This window comes from Propionivibrio dicarboxylicus, assembly GCF_900099695.1.
GTDB lineage: Bacteria > Pseudomonadota > Gammaproteobacteria > Burkholderiales > Rhodocyclaceae > Propionivibrio > Propionivibrio dicarboxylicus.
On the sequence record NZ_FNCY01000001.1, the window covers coordinates 468,185 to 486,408 of the forward strand.

23 protein-coding genes are annotated in these 18,224 nt (G+C 59.1%); 9 read left to right on the plus strand and 14 right to left on the minus strand.

The window, feature by feature from the left end; translation table 11 throughout:
• Positions 1 to 12: 12 nt before the first annotated feature.
• Positions 13 to 1,131, minus strand: coding sequence for a DNA polymerase III subunit beta (gene dnaN, locus BLR25_RS02245; RefSeq protein WP_091932637.1), 1,119 nt, complete (start codon positions 1,129 to 1,131; stop codon positions 13 to 15).
• A gap of 208 nt (positions 1,132 to 1,339) precedes the next feature.
• Positions 1,340 to 2,737, minus strand: a complete 1,398-nt coding sequence (dnaA, locus tag BLR25_RS02250) for a chromosomal replication initiator protein DnaA (RefSeq protein ID WP_091932638.1) — start codon at positions 2,735 to 2,737, stop codon at positions 1,340 to 1,342.
• Positions 2,738 to 2,992: 255 nt separating this feature from the next.
• On the opposite strand from dnaA, the gene rpmH reads away from it, so the two are divergent.
• The 7 genes from rpmH to BLR25_RS02285 are packed head-to-tail and all read left to right on the plus strand — an operon-like array spanning position 2,993 to position 7,943.
• On the plus strand, positions 2,993 to 3,127 hold the full coding sequence (gene rpmH, locus BLR25_RS02255; protein WP_091932639.1) for a 50S ribosomal protein L34: 135 nt from the start codon (positions 2,993 to 2,995) through the stop codon (positions 3,125 to 3,127).
• 26 nt (positions 3,128 to 3,153) lie between these two features.
• Positions 3,154 to 3,522 (plus strand): ribonuclease P protein component, encoded by a 369-nt coding sequence (rnpA, locus tag BLR25_RS02260; protein ID WP_091932641.1) that lies wholly within the window; start codon positions 3,154 to 3,156, stop codon positions 3,520 to 3,522.
• A 4-nt stretch (positions 3,523 to 3,526) separates the two neighbouring features.
• Positions 3,527 to 3,736, plus strand: a complete 210-nt coding sequence (yidD, locus tag BLR25_RS02265) for a membrane protein insertion efficiency factor YidD (protein ID WP_091932643.1) — start codon at positions 3,527 to 3,529, stop codon at positions 3,734 to 3,736.
• 19 nt (positions 3,737 to 3,755) lie between these two features.
• On the plus strand, positions 3,756 to 5,447 hold the full coding sequence (gene yidC, locus BLR25_RS02270; protein WP_091932645.1) for a membrane protein insertase YidC: 1,692 nt from the start codon (positions 3,756 to 3,758) through the stop codon (positions 5,445 to 5,447).
• Positions 5,416 to 6,789 carry a tRNA uridine-5-carboxymethylaminomethyl(34) synthesis GTPase MnmE gene (gene mnmE / locus BLR25_RS02275; RefSeq protein WP_218122596.1) on the plus strand — a complete coding sequence of 458 codons (1,374 nt, stop codon included), beginning with the start codon at positions 5,416 to 5,418 and terminating at the stop codon, positions 6,787 to 6,789. The genes yidC and mnmE overlap by 32 nt, the downstream gene beginning before the upstream one ends.
• 3 nt (positions 6,790 to 6,792) lie before the next feature.
• Positions 6,793 to 7,560 carry a sulfite exporter TauE/SafE family protein gene (locus tag BLR25_RS02280; protein ID WP_091932650.1) on the plus strand — a complete coding sequence of 256 codons (768 nt, stop codon included), beginning with the start codon at positions 6,793 to 6,795 and terminating at the stop codon, positions 7,558 to 7,560.
• Positions 7,557 to 7,943 carry a nitrous oxide-stimulated promoter family protein gene (locus BLR25_RS02285; RefSeq protein WP_091932651.1) on the plus strand — a complete coding sequence of 129 codons (387 nt, stop codon included), beginning with the start codon at positions 7,557 to 7,559 and terminating at the stop codon, positions 7,941 to 7,943. The genes BLR25_RS02280 and BLR25_RS02285 overlap by 4 nt, the downstream gene beginning before the upstream one ends.
• A gap of 19 nt (positions 7,944 to 7,962) precedes the next feature.
• On the opposite strand, the gene BLR25_RS02290 is transcribed toward BLR25_RS02285, so the two are convergent.
• From BLR25_RS02290 to rapZ, 5 genes are all read right to left on the minus strand, one after another.
• Positions 7,963 to 8,142, minus strand: a complete 180-nt coding sequence (locus BLR25_RS02290) for a hypothetical protein (protein ID WP_091932652.1) — start codon at positions 8,140 to 8,142, stop codon at positions 7,963 to 7,965.
• Positions 8,143 to 8,334: 192 nt separating this feature from the next.
• A complete protein-coding gene (locus BLR25_RS02295) occupies positions 8,335 to 8,967 on the minus strand; it encodes a flavin prenyltransferase UbiX (protein ID WP_091932654.1) in 633 nt (210 codons plus the stop codon).
• Positions 8,960 to 9,502, minus strand: a complete 543-nt coding sequence (locus tag BLR25_RS02300) for a Gx transporter family protein (protein WP_091932656.1) — start codon at positions 9,500 to 9,502, stop codon at positions 8,960 to 8,962. Before BLR25_RS02300 ends, BLR25_RS02295 begins: the two co-directional genes overlap by 8 nt.
• Positions 9,483 to 9,857 (minus strand): NusG domain II-containing protein, encoded by a 375-nt coding sequence (locus BLR25_RS02305; protein ID WP_091932662.1) that lies wholly within the window; start codon positions 9,855 to 9,857, stop codon positions 9,483 to 9,485. Before BLR25_RS02305 ends, BLR25_RS02300 begins: the two co-directional genes overlap by 20 nt.
• Positions 9,854 to 10,714, minus strand: coding sequence for an RNase adapter RapZ (gene rapZ / locus BLR25_RS02310; RefSeq protein ID WP_091933645.1), 861 nt, complete (start codon positions 10,712 to 10,714; stop codon positions 9,854 to 9,856). Before rapZ ends, BLR25_RS02305 begins: the two co-directional genes overlap by 4 nt.
• Positions 10,715 to 10,796: 82 nt before the next feature.
• Between rapZ and BLR25_RS02315 the strand changes: the two genes are divergently transcribed.
• Entirely contained in the window at positions 10,797 to 11,987 is a 1,191-nt protein-coding gene (locus BLR25_RS02315) for a M20 aminoacylase family protein (protein ID WP_091932663.1), read from the plus strand.
• Positions 11,988 to 12,153: 166 nt separating this feature from the next.
• Here the strand turns inward: BLR25_RS02315 and BLR25_RS02320 are convergent, their stop codons facing one another.
• The 3 genes from BLR25_RS02320 to BLR25_RS02330 all read right to left on the minus strand — a co-directional run bounded on the left by BLR25_RS02320 (position 12,154) and on the right by BLR25_RS02330 (position 14,154).
• Positions 12,154 to 12,345, minus strand: coding sequence for a DUF1289 domain-containing protein (locus BLR25_RS02320; protein WP_091932675.1), 192 nt, complete (start codon positions 12,343 to 12,345; stop codon positions 12,154 to 12,156).
• Between the two features lie 42 nt (positions 12,346 to 12,387).
• Positions 12,388 to 13,173, minus strand: a complete 786-nt coding sequence (locus BLR25_RS02325) for an enoyl-CoA hydratase/isomerase family protein (RefSeq protein WP_091932679.1) — start codon at positions 13,171 to 13,173, stop codon at positions 12,388 to 12,390.
• A 63-nt stretch (positions 13,174 to 13,236) separates the two neighbouring features.
• A complete protein-coding gene (locus BLR25_RS02330) occupies positions 13,237 to 14,154 on the minus strand; it encodes a DMT family transporter (RefSeq protein ID WP_091932682.1) in 918 nt (305 codons plus the stop codon).
• 95 nt (positions 14,155 to 14,249) lie between these two features.
• Here BLR25_RS02330 and BLR25_RS02335 point away from each other — a divergent pair, with 95 nt between their 5' ends.
• Entirely contained in the window at positions 14,250 to 14,633 is a 384-nt protein-coding gene (locus BLR25_RS02335; protein ID WP_091932686.1) for a YajD family HNH nuclease, read from the plus strand.
• 83 nt (positions 14,634 to 14,716) lie between these two features.
• On the opposite strand, the gene ubiT is transcribed toward BLR25_RS02335, so the two are convergent.
• From ubiT to BLR25_RS02355, 4 genes are all read right to left on the minus strand, one after another.
• Positions 14,717 to 15,181, minus strand: a complete 465-nt coding sequence (ubiT, locus tag BLR25_RS02340; RefSeq protein ID WP_091932690.1) for a ubiquinone anaerobic biosynthesis accessory factor UbiT — start codon at positions 15,179 to 15,181, stop codon at positions 14,717 to 14,719.
• A 2-nt stretch (positions 15,182 to 15,183) separates the two neighbouring features.
• Positions 15,184 to 16,089 (minus strand): U32 family peptidase, encoded by a 906-nt coding sequence (locus BLR25_RS02345; RefSeq protein ID WP_091932693.1) that lies wholly within the window; start codon positions 16,087 to 16,089, stop codon positions 15,184 to 15,186.
• A 4-nt stretch (positions 16,090 to 16,093) separates the two neighbouring features.
• Positions 16,094 to 17,107 carry a ubiquinone anaerobic biosynthesis protein UbiU gene (gene ubiU / locus BLR25_RS02350; RefSeq protein ID WP_091932697.1) on the minus strand — a complete coding sequence of 338 codons (1,014 nt, stop codon included), beginning with the start codon at positions 17,105 to 17,107 and terminating at the stop codon, positions 16,094 to 16,096.
• 106 nt (positions 17,108 to 17,213) lie between these two features.
• A complete protein-coding gene (locus BLR25_RS02355) occupies positions 17,214 to 18,119 on the minus strand; it encodes a LysR substrate-binding domain-containing protein (protein ID WP_091932698.1) in 906 nt (301 codons plus the stop codon).
• Positions 18,120 to 18,224: the final 105 nt, after the last annotated feature.

The window sequence follows — 18,224 nt, forward strand, 5'->3', positions numbered from 1 at the left end:
TAATACCTTTGTCTATATCCGCATCGGCATCACGACATACTTGAAACAGTCGTTACCGGGGATGCGAATCAATGCACTCGAATTAGCGTCGTTGAATCCCCACTCAATCAATTCCGAGGACGTATTATTCAACACATCAAGGAGATAACCGACGTTAAACCCGACGTCGATCGGATCGCCGTCAAAACTGACCTCGATTTCTTCCTGCGCTTCTTCCTGTTCTGCATTGGCTGCCATGATCTTCAACACACCGGAGGACAACACTAACCGAACACCGCGGAATTTCTCATTCGTCAGAATGGCCGCACGGACCATTGCTTGCAACAGCGCCGCCCGATTAAGACTCACCACGTTCTTGAGTGTTGACGGAATCACACGTTCGTAATCAGGGAATTTTCCGTCAATCAACTTCGATACCAGATTGATTTGCCCAAACTGGAACTTGATTTGATTGCTGCCCAACTCAATCGACAACGGCTCTTCACTATCATCCAGCAGACGATTCAATTCGAGCACCGTCTTTCTCGGCAGAATGAATTCTTGCTTCGGCAACGGTGATTCGTCGCTCAGCGTCAGCGACATGCTGGCAAATGCCAGTCGATGACCATCAGTCGCCACGGCACGAAAATCTGTGCCGTCGACCATCAACAAAAGTCCATTCAAGTAATAACGCACATCTTGCGCAGCCATTGAAAACTGCGTCTGTCCAAGCAAATGACGGAATTGCTTCTGCGTTACAGTAATTTTGCGGAGATTTCCGTCGGCCAGTGCCATTTTAGGAAAATCTTCTGCTGGCAGGGTCTGTAAACTGAAGCGACTCTTCCCGGCCTTTACCTGAAGACGCTTTTCATCCAGATTCAAACTGATTTCCGTTCCTTCCGGTAGGGAACGCAGAATGTCCTGCAATTTGCGAGCGCCAACCGTGACTGCACCGTCACCTTCGCCAATGGCACCGCTACTCGTCGTCGTGATCTGTATTTCAATATCTGTCGCCAGGAAAGTCAGTTGGTCGCCCTTCTTCTCCAGTAACACATTGGAGAGAATCGGCAAAGTATGTCGCTTCTCAACGATTCCGGACACCGACTGTAGCGGCGACAACAGCATGTCACGTTGGGTTTTAATAAGAAGCATATATATAAATCCTATAAAGATAAACTCAAGGCCAACTCTGTGAATAACAAAAAAATATATTTTTAATTCAGTTACTTACAATAAAAAATCGGCGTTGAAGAAACTCTGTATGTCGCTGTGGATAACTTTGAATAAAAATGGCACTTCACAAAAACAAGGTAATTTCCAACATATTATCCACATGAAATTACACCGGTCATCAACATTGCTATCCTTTTAACACCTGTAGCAGCACGTGGACGTCGTGATTTAGCTCGTTGTCTTTCGCGCGCAACGCTTCAATCGTTCTTACCGCATGCAACACCGTCGTGTGGTCGCGACCGCCGAAGGATTCTCCGATTGCCGGATAGCTCTGCGAGGTCAGATTCTTGGAGAGCCACATGGCTACTTGTCTTGGGCGGACCACCTGGCGGGTCCGTTTGCTCGAGAAGAGATCAGCAACCTTGATCTTGTAATAGTCGGCGACGGTCTTTTGGATATTTTCGACGGTGATTTGCCGGTTGACCGCGCCAACGACGTCCTTGAGAGACTCCTTGGCAAGATCGAGGTCAATGCGACGTCCGTGGAACGCGGCATAAGCGAGCACCTTCTTGAGTGCGCCTTCGAGTTCTCGGACGTTGGAGCGAAGATGCTTGGCAATGTAAAAGGCGACTTCATCGTCCAGTTGAACGCTTTCCGCTTCTGCCTTCTTCTTGAGGATCGCTACCCGCATTTCGATCTCAGGCGGTTCAATCTGCACCGTCAAACCCCAGTCGAATCGAGTGATCAGTCGATCCTCGAGTCCCGAAATATCTTTTGGATAGGTGTCGCAACTGATGACGATTTGCTTCTTTGCCTCAATCAATGCATTGAAAACAAAGAAAAATTCCTCTTGCGTACGATTTTTTCCGTTGAAGAACTGAACGTCATCCAACAGCAGCACATCGAGCGAGCGGTAATAGCGTTTGAAGACGTCGAAGGACTTTGTTTGATAAGCGCGAACGACGTCCGAATAATAGTCTTCAGCGTGAACGTAGCGAACGACCGTATCCGGATTCTGCTTGAGGATGTGGTTGCCGATGGCGTGAATCAAGTGCGTCTTACCGAGCCCGGCGCCGCCGTAAATGAACATCGGGTTGTAAGCAAGGCCGCCGGGATTCAGCGCGACCTGCATTGAGGCGGCTCGGGCAAGGTCGTTCGCTTTGCCGACGATGAGGTTGTCAAAGGTAAATCCGGGAATCAGTCGGGTCTTTTCGTAAGGAGAGCGTGTCTTGTCGAGCGGCCGTTCGATCGTCGCTGGCGGTAATCCAACCGGTGCCGCAGGTGCTTGAACCGGGGGCGGCAACGGCAATTGCTTTGTCGGCGTTACGGCGGAGCTTGCGCGATCCGCCAACGACAGCGATACGGATACTGGTTCGGAAAAAAATACCTGGCCCAGCTCTTCGATCCGGGCGAGATAGCGCTCCTTGACCCATTTGAGAATGAAGCCGTTGGGTGCGATCAGATGCAAGCCATTGGCGGGATCGTCTTCTCCGATTAACCGAAGCGGGCGAATCCAGGTGTTGAATTGTTGTGGCGGGAGTTCTTGTTCGAACTGGGCCAAACAGGATGTCCAAAAGCTGCTCATTGCGGGAGAAGGATATAAACTTTATTTCTGGCGAGGCAGAGAATGAAAAAGAATCGCGGTAATCGATACACCAATACTGACTGCGATCGTTCAGCGCGGATTAAGCCATGGACTCCCATGGAGGAAGGATTTTACCCCGATGGGGAGAAGTTATCCACAGCTAATTCACAAATTTAAGCTTGACAAACAACAAGCTAAGCATGTCTAATTGCGCGTTTACTTTGTAACCTTGTAACAATCCCTGAAGGTTTGATCATGAAACGTACCTACCAACCGTCCGTCGTCCGCCGTAAACGCACCCATGGCTTTCTCGTCCGCATGGCCACCCGTGGAGGTCGCGCCGTAATTCGTGCTCGTCGCGCCAAAGGCCGGCATCGTCTGGCTGTCTGATTCGACGGTTATCCGGTCAAGGGCAAATGCCCGTGACACGAGCTACGTTTCCAAGGCACTATCGACTGATAAAAACGGATGAATTTTCATCCGTTTTTGGTTTTCGGAAAGCAGTCAAAAGCCGGCATTTCCTGCTACATTACCGGCCTCAAACAGAGAGCGAACAGACAGGTCCTCGATTGGGGCTGGTTGTCGCGAAGCGTTTGTTGCGGCGTTCGGTAGATCGAAATCTAATTCGCCGATTGGCTCGGGAAAGCTTTCGCCTGATCCGAAGCCGACTGGTCCAGAGAGATCTTGTATTGCGTCTTGCCACACGACCGGCCGAGCTCGATCGACGCGCTTTGGCCGAGGAAATGCAGAGCTTGTTCGACAAGATGAGCACAACTCGACGGTGACGCCATGAGATCCTTGCTGTTGGCGATGATTCGCTTTTATCAGTATGCCATCAGCCCGATGCTCGGGCAGCGGTGCCGTTTTTATCCGAGTTGCTCCGAATATGCTGCGGAAGCAGTTCAGAAGTATGGCGCCCTAAAAGGTATGCGCCTTGGAATTGCACGTCTTTCCCGTTGCCACCCGTGGAATCCGGGTGGTGTTGATCCCGTCCCCTGATTACTGACATAGGCCGTTCATGGACAATAAGCGCCTGGTTCTACTGCTGATATTCTCGTTCTCGCTGGTCATGCTTTGGGATGCCTGGCAAAAATACAATCAGCCACCCGTTCCGGCTCAGACCCAAGTTGCTGCGGCCCCTGCCAGTGGCTCGGTTCCAGCACCAACATCGACGACAGCCGCGAAGGCTGTTGTGCCCGGACAAACGGCCGCTGTCGCGGCGGTGACGCCAGCTGACGCGAAAGCCGATGTCGTCACAATCAAGACGGATCTCTTTACCGCTTCAATTTCGACGCTTGGCGGCGATATTGTCGGGTTGGACCTGAGCAAGTACAAGTCGGTCACCGACAAGGACAAGCCGTTTTCGCTGTTTGAGGCAAAGCACCAGTATCTGGCGCAAAGCGGCCTGATCGGGGACGGATTGCCGAATCACAAGACGCGATTTACTGCCGTTAAGGGCGCCCGTGAACTCGGTGCCGACGACAAAACCCTGCAATTGCGGCTTGAATCTGTCACTGGCGGTATCAAGGTCGCGAAAATCTACACCTTTACCCGCGGCAGCTATCTGATCGGCGTGACGCACGAAATCGAGAACGGTAGCGGCAAGGATTTGGCCCCGCATGCGTATTTCCAGCTGCAGCGCGATACGGAAACGCCGGAAGGCGAGAGCAGCACGGTCAGCACCTTTACCGGTCCGGCGCTTTATACCGAGCAGGAAAAATTCCAGAAGGTCGAGTTCAAGGATATCGAGAAGGGCAAGGCGAAGTTCGTCGAAAAGGCTGATAACGGCTGGATGGCCATGGTTCAGCACTATTTCGTGTCGGCCTGGGTTCCCGAGGAAAAGCTGCCGCGTGAATTCTTTGTACGCAAGCTTGACGGAACCAGCGTCGTTACTGCCGGTTTGATCGTTCCTATTCCGCCTGTGGCGACCGGTGCGAAGGCGAGCCAGTCGGTTTCCCTGTTCGCCGGTCCGCAAATCCAGTCGACGCTCGATCAGCTTGCAAAACCTGTGGCCGAAGGCGGCATTGGTGCCAAGGGTCTGCCGCTGGTGGTGGATTACGGTTGGCTGACGATCGTCGCCGCACCGATCTTCTGGTGTCTGGAAGTTATCCACAAGCTGGTGGGTAACTGGGGCTGGGCCATCATCATCCTGACGATTTTCATCAAATTGCTGTTCTTCCCGCTGTCGGCGGCGAGCTACAAGTCGATGGCCAAGATGAAGGCTGTTACGCCGCGCCTGAATGCGCTCAAGGAGCGTTATGGCGATGACAAGCAGAAACTCAACACCGAGATGATGAATCTCTACAAGAGCGAGAAAATCAATCCGCTGGGTGGCTGTTTGCCGATCGTCATCCAGATCCCGGTCTTCATCGCCTTGTATTGGGCGCTTCTGGGGGCCGTGGAAATGCGTGATGCGCCTTGGACGCTCTGGATTCATGATTTGTCGTCGAAGGATCCGTATTTTGTTCTGCCGATCATCATGGTTATCACCATGTTCATCCAGACCAAGCTGAATCCGACGCCGCCCGATCCTATCCAGGCCAAGGTGATGTTGCTGATGCCGATCATTTTCGGTGCGATGTTCCTCTTCTTCCCGGCGGGTCTCGTGCTGTACTGGGTGGTTAACAACATCCTTTCCATTGCCCAGCAATGGCAGATCACGCGGATGATCGAAAGTGGTGGAAAAGCCGCCAACGACGCCAAAGCCTGACCGAGCGGTCCCAAGCGAAACGATCGCCGCCATCGCCACCGCCTCCGGGCGGGGCGGGGTGGGGATCGTCAGACTCTCCGGGCGCACTATCGGCGCCTATGCCCAAGCACTGTGTGGAAAATTACCGGTGCCGCGCGTGGCGACGCTGGTCGATTTCCTCGCAGCTGACGACAGCCTGCTCGATACCGGCCTGATCCTGTATTTTCCGGCGCCGTATTCCTTCACCGGTGAAGACGTCATCGAGTTACATGGCCACGGTGGCCCGATGGTGCTGCAACTGTTGTTGTCGCGCTGCCTGGATCTTGGTGCCAGGCTTGCGGAACCGGGGGAATTCACCCGCCGTGCCTTTCTCAACGGCAAGCTGGATCTGGCACAGGCCGAAGCCGTTGCCGATCTGATCGATGCATCCACGGTTGCGGCCGCGCGCAGTGCAGTCCGCTCGCTACACGGCGATTTTTCCCGTGAGATTCATTTTCTCCTCGATCAGTTGACCGAGTTGCGGGCACTGACCGAGGCCACGCTGGATTTTCCCGATGAGGAAATCGATTTTCTCGAAGCGGCCGATGCCTTCGGACGTCTCGATCGCTTGCAGGCCCGATTGGCCAGCGTGCGTGATCGGGCGCACCAAGGACGCTTGTTGCAAAGCGGCCTGCATGTAGTGATCGTCGGGCAGCCAAATGTCGGCAAATCGAGCCTCTTGAACCGTTTGGCCGGTGACGAACTGGCAATCGTCACGCCAATCGCCGGAACCACTCGCGATGTCGTCCGGGGTAGTTTGCAAATTGAAGGGATTCCGCTGCACGTCATTGACACCGCCGGCTTGCGCGAGACCAATGACGAGGTTGAGCGGATCGGGATTGAGCGGACCTGGCGCGAGATCGAGCGCGCCGATGTTGTATTGCTGCTGGTCGATGCCCGGGTTGGCGTGACGCCAGCCGATGCTGAGATCATCGCCCGGTTGGCGCCTGGGATTGTGCGCATTACCGTGTGCAACAAGGCGGATTTGGCGGGTTGCCCGGTGGCACGCTCGCAAACGCGGGATGGCGTCGAGATTCGGCTTTCGGCCAAGACGGGCGAGGGCATTGGTTTGTTGCGAGATGAATTGTTGCGGATCGCCGGATGGCATCCGGCCGAGGACGTCTTCATCGCCCGTGAGCGCCATCTAAGGGCCTTGGCCGACACCGGAAATCATATCGGCATGGCCCGTGCGCAACTACCGCAACTCGAACTGTTCGCCGAAGAACTGCGCCTGGCGCAGCGCGCGCTGTCTTCAATAACCGGCGAATTTACCGCCGACGATCTGCTCGGCGAGATTTTTGGCCGCTTCTGTATCGGAAAATAGGGAATGATCGAAACCTTGCCGCTGGCAATGCTGGGAATTGCCGCGCTGTTTGCCGGATTTATCGATGCGGTTGTTGGGGGCGGAGGTTTGATCCAGTTGCCGGCGCTGTTTTCGATATTGCCCAAGGAAGTGCCAGCCACGCTGTTCGGAACGAACAAGATCGCCAGCGTCTTTGGCACATCGAACGCCGCATATCGCTATATACGCCGTGTCAATATGCCTTGGCGGGCGACCCTGTCGGCGGCGGCCGCCGCCTTTGTTTTTTCTTACATCGGGGCCATGTCAGTCGCCTGGTTGCCGCGCGATCTCTTGCGCCCGATGATCCTTATCCTGTTGATCGCTTCGGCGATCTATACCTTCTGGCGCAAAGACTTTGGCTCAGTTCACCGTCCGCAGCATGGCGGTGTGCGGGAGTTTTTCTATGCCTTGCTGCTGGGTGCAGCAATCGGTTTTTACGATGGATTTTTCGGTCCTGGGGCCGGTAGCTTTCTGATTTTTCTGTTCATTCGCTTTTTCGGCTTTGATTTTCTGCATGCGTCGGCGGCGGCCAAAGTGGTGAATATTGCGACCAACGTCGCGGCGATCGGGTATTTTCTGCCCAATGGTTTTTACCTGCCGGCGGCAGCGGTGGTGATGGCGACCGCCAATGTGCTCGGTTCCTTCCTCGGCGCCCATCTTGCGTTGAGACACGGCAGCGGTTTCGTGCGTCGCGTGTTTCTGGGTGTCGTCAGCGCCTTGATCTTGAAATTCGCCTGGGACACCTTTGCATGAGCGGCTTCAGGACAGACAAGCGCTTCATCCGGCGTGCGCGCGAACTAAAGACGATTGCGGCGATGCTCCGTCTCTATTGCCGGGCGCACCACGATACGCAAGACGCCCTCTGCAGCGCCTGCAGCGATTTGCTCGACTATGCCGAACGGCGTCTGCAACGTTGTCCCTTCGGCGACGCCAAGCCAACCTGCAACAAGTGCCTGGTTCATTGCTATGCCGCGTCGCGACGCGAACAGGTCCGGGTGGTCATGCGCTGGGCCGGACCCCGGATGCTACGGCATCATCCGATCATGGGCATTCGCCATCTGATCGACGGGCGTCGTCCGACGCCGTCGCTGCCCGACAAAAAGGCGCGCAAGACCGATACCTCGGCGGATGACTAAGGTGCGGCCAGGCCGGAATTCAGCGGCCTGAACGCGGCTTCGATCGCGGATAACGGTCGCGCAGCGTCGAGTGGTTGAGCAAGGCGCCGGCGAGAACCGCCAGCAGCGAAACGACACCGATGATCGCGGCAGCCTTGGCCCAAGCTTGCCCGGCCGAGAGGCGCATGGCGACGATTTGCGCACCGGTGTACAGCCACATAACTGCGGCCAGATAGGCATAAACCTGTAAGCCCCAGAGGCTGCGGCGTTGCCTGTGGAAAAATAACAAGGGAAGTAGCAGGCAGAGAATAGCGATTGCCAAATGGCCTGTTCGGAGAAAGTGAGCGCTTATTGACAAGGCGCTGACGAGGTTGAGAACAATGCAAAAAAAGTACATGACGGGGTTCTGTATTCAACGATTGTCTTGACTGTCGGCTTCTGATTCGGCACCCCAGCGCGCCATCAGTGTGTGAGTGACACCAATCTGATCAAGGACGCGTGCGACGACAAAATCGACGAGATCGTCGATCGATTCCGGATGATGATAGAAGCCGGGCGCCGGCGGCAGGATCACCGCACCGGCCCGGGCGAGGCGCAGCATGTTTTCGAGGTGGATGACCGACAGCGGTGTTTCACGGGGAACCAAAATCAGGCGGCGACCTTCCTTCAGCGCAACGTCAGCGGCCCGTTCGATGAGGTTGCTGGCGAGACCTTGCGCGATGGCGGCGAGCGTTCCCATAGTGCAGGGACAGACGATCATCGCATCGGGCGGATTGGAGCCGCTGGCGACCGGGGCGAACCATTCCTCGCGGCCGAAAACCTCAAGCGTTCCGGGTGCCGAAGCGAAGCGTTCGCGCAGGAACGCTTGCGCCTCCTTCGGACGCGCCGGGAGTTCGAGTGCCATTTCCTGGCGGGCGACAATTTGCGCGACTTGTGAGTACAAGAGTTGGACGCGACAGCCTTGCTGCAGGAGACAGTCGAGCAGACGCAGGCCGTAAGGCATTCCGGACGCGCCGGTGAAGGCAAGACAGACTGTTTTAGCCATGGGGGTCCTGAGTCGAGAAAGAGGGATGTTCGGCAATGAGACGGGCAGCGATCAGACCGTTGATGATACCGAAGACCGTCGCCGCCGCGGTGAAGAATGGGACGAGGTAGTACAGACCGTCATGTGGAATCAGCCAGAGACGGGCGAGCAGCAGTTGTCCGCCGATATGGGCGAACGAGGCGGCGAGACTCCAGCTGATCGGGCCGAACCAGCGCTTGGGCAGGCGTGAGGCGATGGCCAGCACGGCCAGGCTGCAGAGGGCGCCGGTCAGGCTCATGAAAAAGCCCGGCGAGAGAAATTGCCCGAGCAGCAGTCCGCCGGCAATGACGCGCAACAAGCAAACCCAGACCGCCGCGCCCCAGCCGTGCCGGGCGATGACGATCAGCGTGACGATGTTGGCGAGTCCCGGCTTGATACCCGGTAGCGGCATTGGGATCGCCGCGTCGACGAGTGAGAGCCCGATCGCCGCGGCGGCCAGCCGGGCGATGCGGTGATCTTCCGGGGTGGTGGTCAGGTTAGTAACTGAGCGAGTCATAGGCTTTGTTTCGTCCTTCGACCTGGACGCTGACCTGGTTGGGGGCGCAAATGGCAATTTCGCCGGCGCGCTTCAACCATCCCTGGCGAACGCAGTATTGATGGCTGCCGGGATCGGAAGCGACCCGGACGCGGCCTTGATCGACCGCGACGACGGTGGTGCCGATCGGTCCGATGACGTCGATGCGTTGATTGCGCGACAGGTCGAGTTCGGCGACGACGTCGCCGCCGCGACGAACGATGGCGCGCTCGCCGTTGCCGTGTTGCCAGGCAAAGGGAATGGTCGCGACACAGACAAGCACGGACAACAGGGCGAGCAGCCAGTCGCCGGGACGGAATAGCCGCAACCAGTTCATTGGGGGAGCGAAGACGAGGGCGCCAATTCCCGGTGACGGACGAGGACGTGCGCCTTGTCCTTGAAATGCCGGGCCAGCCACTCAGCGAAATATACCGAACGGTGCTGCCCGCCGGTGCAGCCGATGCCGACCGTCAGGTAGCTGCGGTTGTCACGGATGTAGCAGGGCAGCCAGCGATCGACGAAACCGGCGATGTCCTCGCGCATGCGACAGACTTCGGGGGCAGCCTCGAGAAAAGCGACCACCGCGTCGTCGCGACCGGTGAGGGGGCGGAGCGCCGGTTCGTAGTGCGGGTTGGGCAGGCAACGGACGTCGAAGACGAGTTCGGCGTCGAGTGGCACGCCGTGTTTGAAGCCGAAGGATTCGAACAACAGCGTCAGCGTCGGGCCGGCGTCGAGCAGGACGAACTGTCGCACCCACTCGCGCAGGGCGTTGGGCTTGAGTTCGCTAGTATCGATGTGGTGTCCGAGGTTTGACAGGCTCGCCAGTCGCTGTCGTTCTTCGGCAATCGCCTCAGCTAGCGTCGAGGTACTGCTGGCGAGCGGGTGACGCCGCCGGGTTTCTGAATAGCGCTTGAGCAGGGTGTCGCTCTTGGCGTCGAGGAAGAGGAAATGCAGGTCGTGTCGCTCTTCCCGCAAGCGCTTGAGTTGTTGCGGCAAGGTGGCGATGCTGTCGCCGCCGCGACTGTCGATGGCAACCGCGAGGCGTTCGCAGCCCTGGCCTGAGAGATGGTCGACGAGCGACTGCAACAAAGGCGAGGGCAGATTGTCCACGCAATAGTAGGCAGCGTCCTCGAGCATGTTGAGGGCGATCGACTTCCCCGATCCGGACAGGCCGCTGATGATGACGATGTGCATGGGCGTCAGCATAGCGGAAGCCTCCGTGTACGGGCAAGCCGGCCTGGACTACACTAACTGCTCTGCATTCTCGGTCCTTACCATGAGCCAGCAAGACCTGACTTTCCTTTCCGATATCGTGGCCATCCGCCGCGATCTGCATGCCCACCCCGAGTTGTCGTTCAACGAGCACCGTACTGCCGATCTTGTCGCGCGCGAACTTTCCGCGTGCGGCCTTGATGTGCATCGTGGTCTGGCGGGAACGGGGGTTGTCGGCGTGCTGCGGAAAGGAAGCAGTGCGCGTGCGATCGGCTTGCGTGCCGACATGGATGCGCTGCCGGTGGCCGAGAAGAACGACTTTGCGCATCGTTCGACGCACGCCGGGTGCATGCACGCCTGCGGTCACGACGGCCATACGGCGATGCTCCTGGGCGCGGCGCGTTATCTGAGTCAGCATCGGGATGCCATCGATTTTGACGGCACCGTGCATTTCATTTTCCAGCCGGCCGAGGAATCCGAAGGCGGTGCCTTGGTGATGGTCAAGGACGGCTTGTTCGATCAGTTTCCGATGGATGCGGTGTTCGGTCTGCATAACTGGCCGGGTATTCCCGTCGGCGAAATGGCGGTCATGCCCGGTCCGGTCATGGCGGGCACCTGCTGTTTCGAAATCTGCGTTCGCGGTAAAGGGTGTCACGCCGGCATGCCGCATCAGGGCATCGACGCGGTGGTGGCGGCAAGTCATATGGTTCTGGCCTTGCAAACGATCGTCTCGCGCGAAATCCATCCCTGCGATCCGGCGGTGGTCAGCGTCACGCAGATTCATGGTGGCGAAGCCTTTAACGTCATTCCCGACGAGGTCTTCCTGCGCGGCACGATCCGCAGCTTCCGACCGGAGATCCAGCAACGCATCGAACGCAGCATGGAAGCGTTGTGCGGCGGCGTCGGCAAGACCTTTGGTGCGACCCTGTCGGTGCGTTTCGATCAACGCTATCCGCCGACGATCAATTATCCTGACGAAGCGGTGATCTGCCAGAAGGTCGCGGCGCGGGTGGTCGGCGAGGACAACGTCCGAACCGGCGAATTGCCGTCGATGGGCGCGGAAGATTTTGCCTACATGTTGCGTGAAAAGCCCGGATGCTATGTGTGGCTCGGTAACGGTGCCGATGGCGACGGTGGTGCCGGCGCCTGCACGCTACATAACCCGCACTACGATTTCAACGACGATATCCTGCCGATCGGCATTCGCTACTGGGTAGCGCTGGTCGAGGAAATGTTGCAGCCGGTTACCGGATAGCTTTATTGCTGCCGTTCGTGCTCGGCTGCTGTTGTCGGCGTTTGCGGGAGTGGGGTATTGACGTCGGTGGGCTCATCCCACGGGCGCCCGCAACCCCGACACAAACGATCCGGTCCGGGTTGACAGATGCCAACGCACTGATAGGGGTCTTCCCGCCAGTCCTCGGTCATGACAGCGCCTTTCTGCGCTCCTGCGCGCGGGCGACAATTTCCAGGCGTTCGGCTTCAGTGGCGGTCGCCCAGGCGCTGATCTCGTCAAGGTGGCGCCCGCAACCGCGACATACCTCGGTTTGCGGATCAAGCGAGCAGCGGTCGGTGCAGGGAGAAGGAACGGTGTTGCGCATCGATCGGGAAGTCATCGGCAAAGAGTCCAGGTTTCACGGGAAACCTTTGGACCCTTTTCAGGCGATCCAGTTCGGTTTGCGCTTTTCAATAAAAGCCGTGAGTCCTTCACGCCCCTCGGCGCTGGAGCGCACGCGCGCCATTCGCTGAGCTGCTTCTTCAATGATGTCGTCGTCGATCGGACGCGCCGACAGGTCCCGCACCAAAGACTTGCATTCTGCCATGGCCTGCGGACCGTTCTTCAGCAGGCTATCGACGATTTCGATCAGTGCCTGGTCGAGTTCGGTTTCGTCCGGCACGACCTCATGGACAAGACCGATCCGATAGGCTTCGGCGGCGGAAAAGCGTTCGGCGGAAAGCGTGTAACGACGAACGAAACGCTCGCCGACGGCGGCCATGATGAAGGGGCTGACGACCGCCGGGATGATGCCGAGCTTGACGTCGCTGAGCGCGAACTGGGCGTCGTAGGTGGCGATGGCGATGTCGCAGCAGGCGACGAGGCCGACGCCGCTGCCGAAGGTTGGGCCCTGAATACGTCCGATCGTCGGTTTGCGGAGGTTGTTCAGCGTCGTCATCAAACGCCCGAGATTGCGGGCATCGCGCAGGTTTTCCTCGAGCGTGTTGCTGGTCTCGCGTTTGAGCCAACTGATGTCGGCGCCGGCGCAGAAACTCTTGCCGACCGAGGAGAGAACGACGAGATGGACACGCGGATTGGTTTCAAGGTCCTGCAGGCCGGCCGTGATCTCGTTGATCAGCGTCTCGTCGAGCGCGTTGTGCCGCGTCGGCCGGTTCAGGGTCAGGATGCCGACGCCGTCATCGATTTCGGTAATGATCGATTGATACATGAATCTCCTCCGCGGACAATTCAAGGCTGAGCCATGGCAAGCATGGCAAATCAGACGTTGATTCTAACCGCCCTTGGCGGTCGAACGGAACGAAAACTTGAATTGGCTGGTCAGCAGGACGCCGGCAATCACACAGGCGCCACCGGCGAGCACGCGGGAACCGAGTCGCTCGTCGAGGAGCAGGGCGCCGAGCAGCACGGCGAACACTGGTACCAGATTGATGAACGCGGCGGCGCGTGTGCTGCCGATCCGGTTGATGCCCTCCGAATACCAGGTAAAGGCGATGGCGGTTCCGAAGACGCCGAGGAAGACGATACTGCTGGTACCGACCCAGGACATGTGGCCGAGCGCGAACAGGCTGCCTTCGGCCAGGGCGGCCACCGTCAGCATGACCCAGCCGCAGAGGCAGCCGCCGAAAGCCAGCGCCAGCGGGCTGAGATGTTCGGAATAGCGACGGCTGGCTAGCGTATAGGCCGTCCAGGAGAGTGCGGTGCCGAGCAGCATCCATTCGCCACGTCCGAGTCCGCCCTTGGCGAAAAGTCGGCCGGGGTCGCCCTGCGTGACCACGAGCAGGCAGCCGCTCATGGCCAGGAGAACGCCGAGCGCGCGGCGACCGGACATCGGTACGCGGAACAGGAGCCAGTCGGCGAGTGCGATCAAGGCTGGAATGAAAGCGACGACAAGGGCGCCGCGTCCGGCTTCGACCGCGGTCAATGCATTGAGAAAGCAGAGGTTGTAGAGGAACACGCCGGTCAAGCCAAGAATGCCGAGTCCCAGCCATTCGGCGGCGCGCCAGCGCGGAATGCCTTCACGTTTGAGCAGCAGCGCACCGAGCATCAGTGCCGCCAGCAGAAAACGCCAACTCGCGACGGTCAGCGGTGGCGCCTCGGCGACAGCCAGGCGTCCGGCGATCCAGGTACCGCCCCAGAAAAATGCGACAAGTAACAGCTTGAGGTACAACAATGGAGAGGCGGAGGACATGGCCGGGAGCGCCGTCGGGGGCGCAATGCGTTAAAGGGTGATTATCCCATGCCGCGCGTAGCATCGTACAATCGCGGCTCGTTCAGGAGACACCCATGAGCCCGGAAGAAAAGCGAGCACACACTGACAGGATGATCGCCGAGACGCTGCGCCAGCGCCAGCAGCGCGAAGCCGGCTATCGCGAACAGGCGCTGAAACTGTATCCCTGGATTTGCGGCCGCTGCGCCCGCGAATTCACGCGCGACAACCTGCAGCAACTGACGGTTCATCACCGCGACCACAACCACGACAACAATCCGAAGGATGGCAGCAACTGGGAATTGCTGTGTCTTTACTGTCACGACAACGAGCACGCGCGCGAGTTGGACGCCGACGCGGCCCGCCAGGCCGGCGTTGTCGATGGCAAGTCGCCGAAGATCCGCGCGAGCGCGCAACCCTTTGCCAATCTCAAGGATTTGCTGTCGAAGGGGAAAAACTGAGGGAATGCGCTGAGGCGCGCAAAGGTCGCGCCAGGTCGATCGATCCGATTGGAATTCAGCCTGGTGCTCGGCGCTGCGTCATCCTAGTGGCGGAACGCCGGCATGCTGGGAAAACTCGGCCACTCCATCGCGTCAAGCATGTTCTTGACGATCAGTCCGAGCTCGGTGTCACCCTCGATCGACAATTCACGGTTGAAGAACAGCGTGTCGGGATCTTCCTGCCGTGCCGCCAGTTGCAGAAACGCCGACAGATTGGCGCGGAAGGCGAGGTCGGGCGTTTCGGGCGCCGTGAACAGCGGGCGGAACAGGCTGTTGCGGAAGGTGAAGGCGGCGCGGCCGCCGGTGTCGAGGACGTCGATCAGGAAAGTCCGGCCTTCGAGCAGGTTCAGGCTGTCCTCGGCCAGCAGTTTCATCTTGACTACGGCGTTGAGTCCGGCGGTCAGTGCCAGTGCGTGCGGCCATTGCGGCAGCTTGTTGCCGACCGTGGCAACGAAGCCCGGCAGTGTGAAACGCGGAATGGTCAGCGACTTGAAGCGGTTTTCAAACATGCTCATGCTCCTTGCAATTCGGTCAGCGCAGCCTGGTGCCGGGCGGCGATGCCGGCTTCGCCGAACCAGTAGCCATCGACGAAGCCTTCGGGTGCCCATTCTCGCTTAAGCGAAACGGATTTGTCACCCCGGCGTGCCGCGTCGAAGGCGGCGACGATCTCGGCGGTATGCGCGGGCTGTGGGCTGATGCGGGCGATATCGATACCGATCGCCTGCATGTCGGGGATCTCGGCGAGCAAGTTGTAGGTCTGCGCCGACATCGTCTGGATGCCGTTGATTGCCAGGAAGGGTTGTCCTTCACGGGTTTTCAGGGTGATGGCTTCCGGATGCTCCATGCACTTGAACTGGCAGTCGTCCTTGTTGAGACCGTAATGGCGGGCGGTGAAACAGCGCGCCGAGAAGGCCAGCGGCAGTTTGCCGTACGCGAAGACCTCGGTTTCGACGCCTTGCGGGCGACTTTTGTGCAGCGCCTCGATCAGCGTGCGCGAGCCTTCGAGCGGCGGCACCCAGCGGGTGAGGCCGTAGCGCTGGAAGGTCGCCAGCGTCGCGGCGTTGTAGATGTTGAGGTGCGGCCCGGCGACGAAGGGACGGCCGGCGGCGACATTGACGGCGCCGAGGTCGTTGGCCTCGACTTTGCAACCGGCTTCGTCGATCAGTCGGCGCAGCGCCTTGAGGTCGCTTTCCGATTCGAGCAGCGCCTGGGCCGAGACGACCACTTCCTTGCCGGCATCGGTCAGTTTGCGCGCCAGCGCCAGCCAGTCGGCCGTGCGCAGTTGTTGGCGGCGCGAGCAGACGACTTCGCCGACGTAAAGAATGTCGAGGGCCGCGATCTCCGCCATCTCGGCGTAGAAATCGAGCACCTTGTCCTTGGGCCAGAAATACAACAGGGGTCCGAGCGAGAGTTTCATTGGCTTATCTCCACGGACGGTTGTAGGCGCCAAGCGTGATCTGCGTGCCTTCGGCGACCTTGCCGAGTTCGGCTTGCCAGGCGGGCTTGACCTTGAAGTGATCGATATCGCGGCCGAGTTCGTCGAGCGCGGCCCGCAGCGTGCGGGTGACTTGCGCGACATAGGCCGGGCTACGCTGGCGGCCTTCGACCTTGATCGCGGAAACGCCGATCTTGACGATTTCGGGCAGCATTTCGAGGACGTTAAGGCTGGTCGGCTCTTCGAGCGCGTAATAGGTCGATCCATTGACTTCGAAGCGGCCTTTGCACAGCGTCGGATAGCCGGCCGGCTCCTTGTCGTTGTGCCGGTCGATCAGGATGCCGTTGAGGCGGGTATTCATTTGTCCGGGCGCTTTTTCCCACTTGACGAACTTGGCCGGCGAACAGGCGCCGACCGTGTTCGGCGATTCGCCGGTGGCGTAGGACGAGAGCCAGCACCGGCCTTCGTTCATCACACACAGGCTACCGAAACCGAAGACCTCGATCTCGATCGGCGTGTTCTTGATGACGAGTTCGACCTGCGCGAGCGTCAGCACGCGCGGCAGCACGGCACGCCGGATGCCAAATTCGCGGTGGGCGAAATTGACGGCTTCGTAGCTGGTCGCCGATCCCTGCACGGACAGGTGCAGGCGCAGCGAGGGGTGCCGCTTGCTGGCGTAATCGAGCAGACCGACGTCGGCGAGGATGACGGCGTCGACGCCGAGATCGGCGGCGCCATCGACGGCGCGGTGCCAGTCGGTTTCACGTCCGGGTTGCGGGAAGGTGTTGATCGCCATCAGCACCTGCCGGCCGCGGGCATGGGCGTATTGGATGCCTTCGACCATCGCCTTCTGGTCGAAGTTGAGGCCGGCAAAGTTACGCGCGTTGGTGTCGTTCTTGTAGCCGAAATACACCGTATCGGCACCATGGTCGATCGCGGCCTTGAGGGCAGGCAGGCTGCCGGCCGGACAGACGAGTTCAGGAAGTTTCTGTTGCAGCATGGAGGTTTCCAAAAGTCCAAGGCGGGAGTATACCGGCCGCTTGGGCAAAGCGCATGATTTTTGGCGATAAATCGGATTGGTCTGGCGGTCGCAGCAAGCCGCCCGATCACGCGGTTCCGGTAGCGGCGCCTTCTGCTTGGAGCCAGGCGAGAAAGCATTGCAGCGCCTGTGTTTTGTCGGCATCCTTGGGGACCAGGGCGACGTAGGTTGCGCCCTTGGCCGATCCGGGAAAGGGCGTGACGAGCCGTCCCTGCGCCAGTTCGTTGCCCAGTGTCGGAAATCCGCCGATGCCGACGCCGAGTCCGTCGATGACCGCTTGTACCGCGACGTGGTAGTGGTCGAAACGGCGAAAGCGGGCCGGGCGCAGATCGGCGATGCCGAGGGCTTCGAGCCAGCGCTCCCATTCGCCGACGCGAGTTTCCGAGGTGACGAAGCTGACCTGGCGCAGATCATCGAGTTGGTTCAGGCCGGTTCGGGCGACAAAATCGGGCGCGGCGACCAGCCTCAACTGTTCCTCGAACAGCGGAAGCGCGTCGAAATGGCGCCATTCCGGCCGATCGAGCGGTTCGCGCCGGATCAGGACATCGACGCGCTGGCCCTGCGCGGCGTCGCCGGTGTTCGAAGTGGCGACGGCGATTTCGATGTCCGGATGTTTCTCGTGGAAGCCTTGCAGGCGAGGAATTAGCCAACGTACGGCGAAGGTCGTTTGGGCGTTGATGCGGAGTACGCGGGTGTGCGGCGTTTTCCCGAAGCGGATGGCGGCATCGCCGATGCGGTCAAAGGCGGCGCTGATTTCGGCGGCAAAAGCGCGGGCGTGGTCGGTCGCGACGCTTCGTTGTCCGTGTTTCTGGAACAAAGGCTGCCCGAGCCAGTCTTCCAGCAATTGAATCTGCCGACTGACGGCACCGTGCGTCAGTCCGAGTTCGCGCGCCGCTTCGCTCAGGCTGCGTGCCCGGGCGGCGGTTTCGAAGATGCGTAGCGCGTTGAGTGGGGGGAGGTGTCGCTTGGCCAATGGTGAGTTTTTCTATCGGATACGGTCTATTTTTATCGGTAGTCTGATTATATCTGTCCATGTAAAGTCTCGTCCCGCAATGGCTGGCATTTCGCCGGCCGCCAA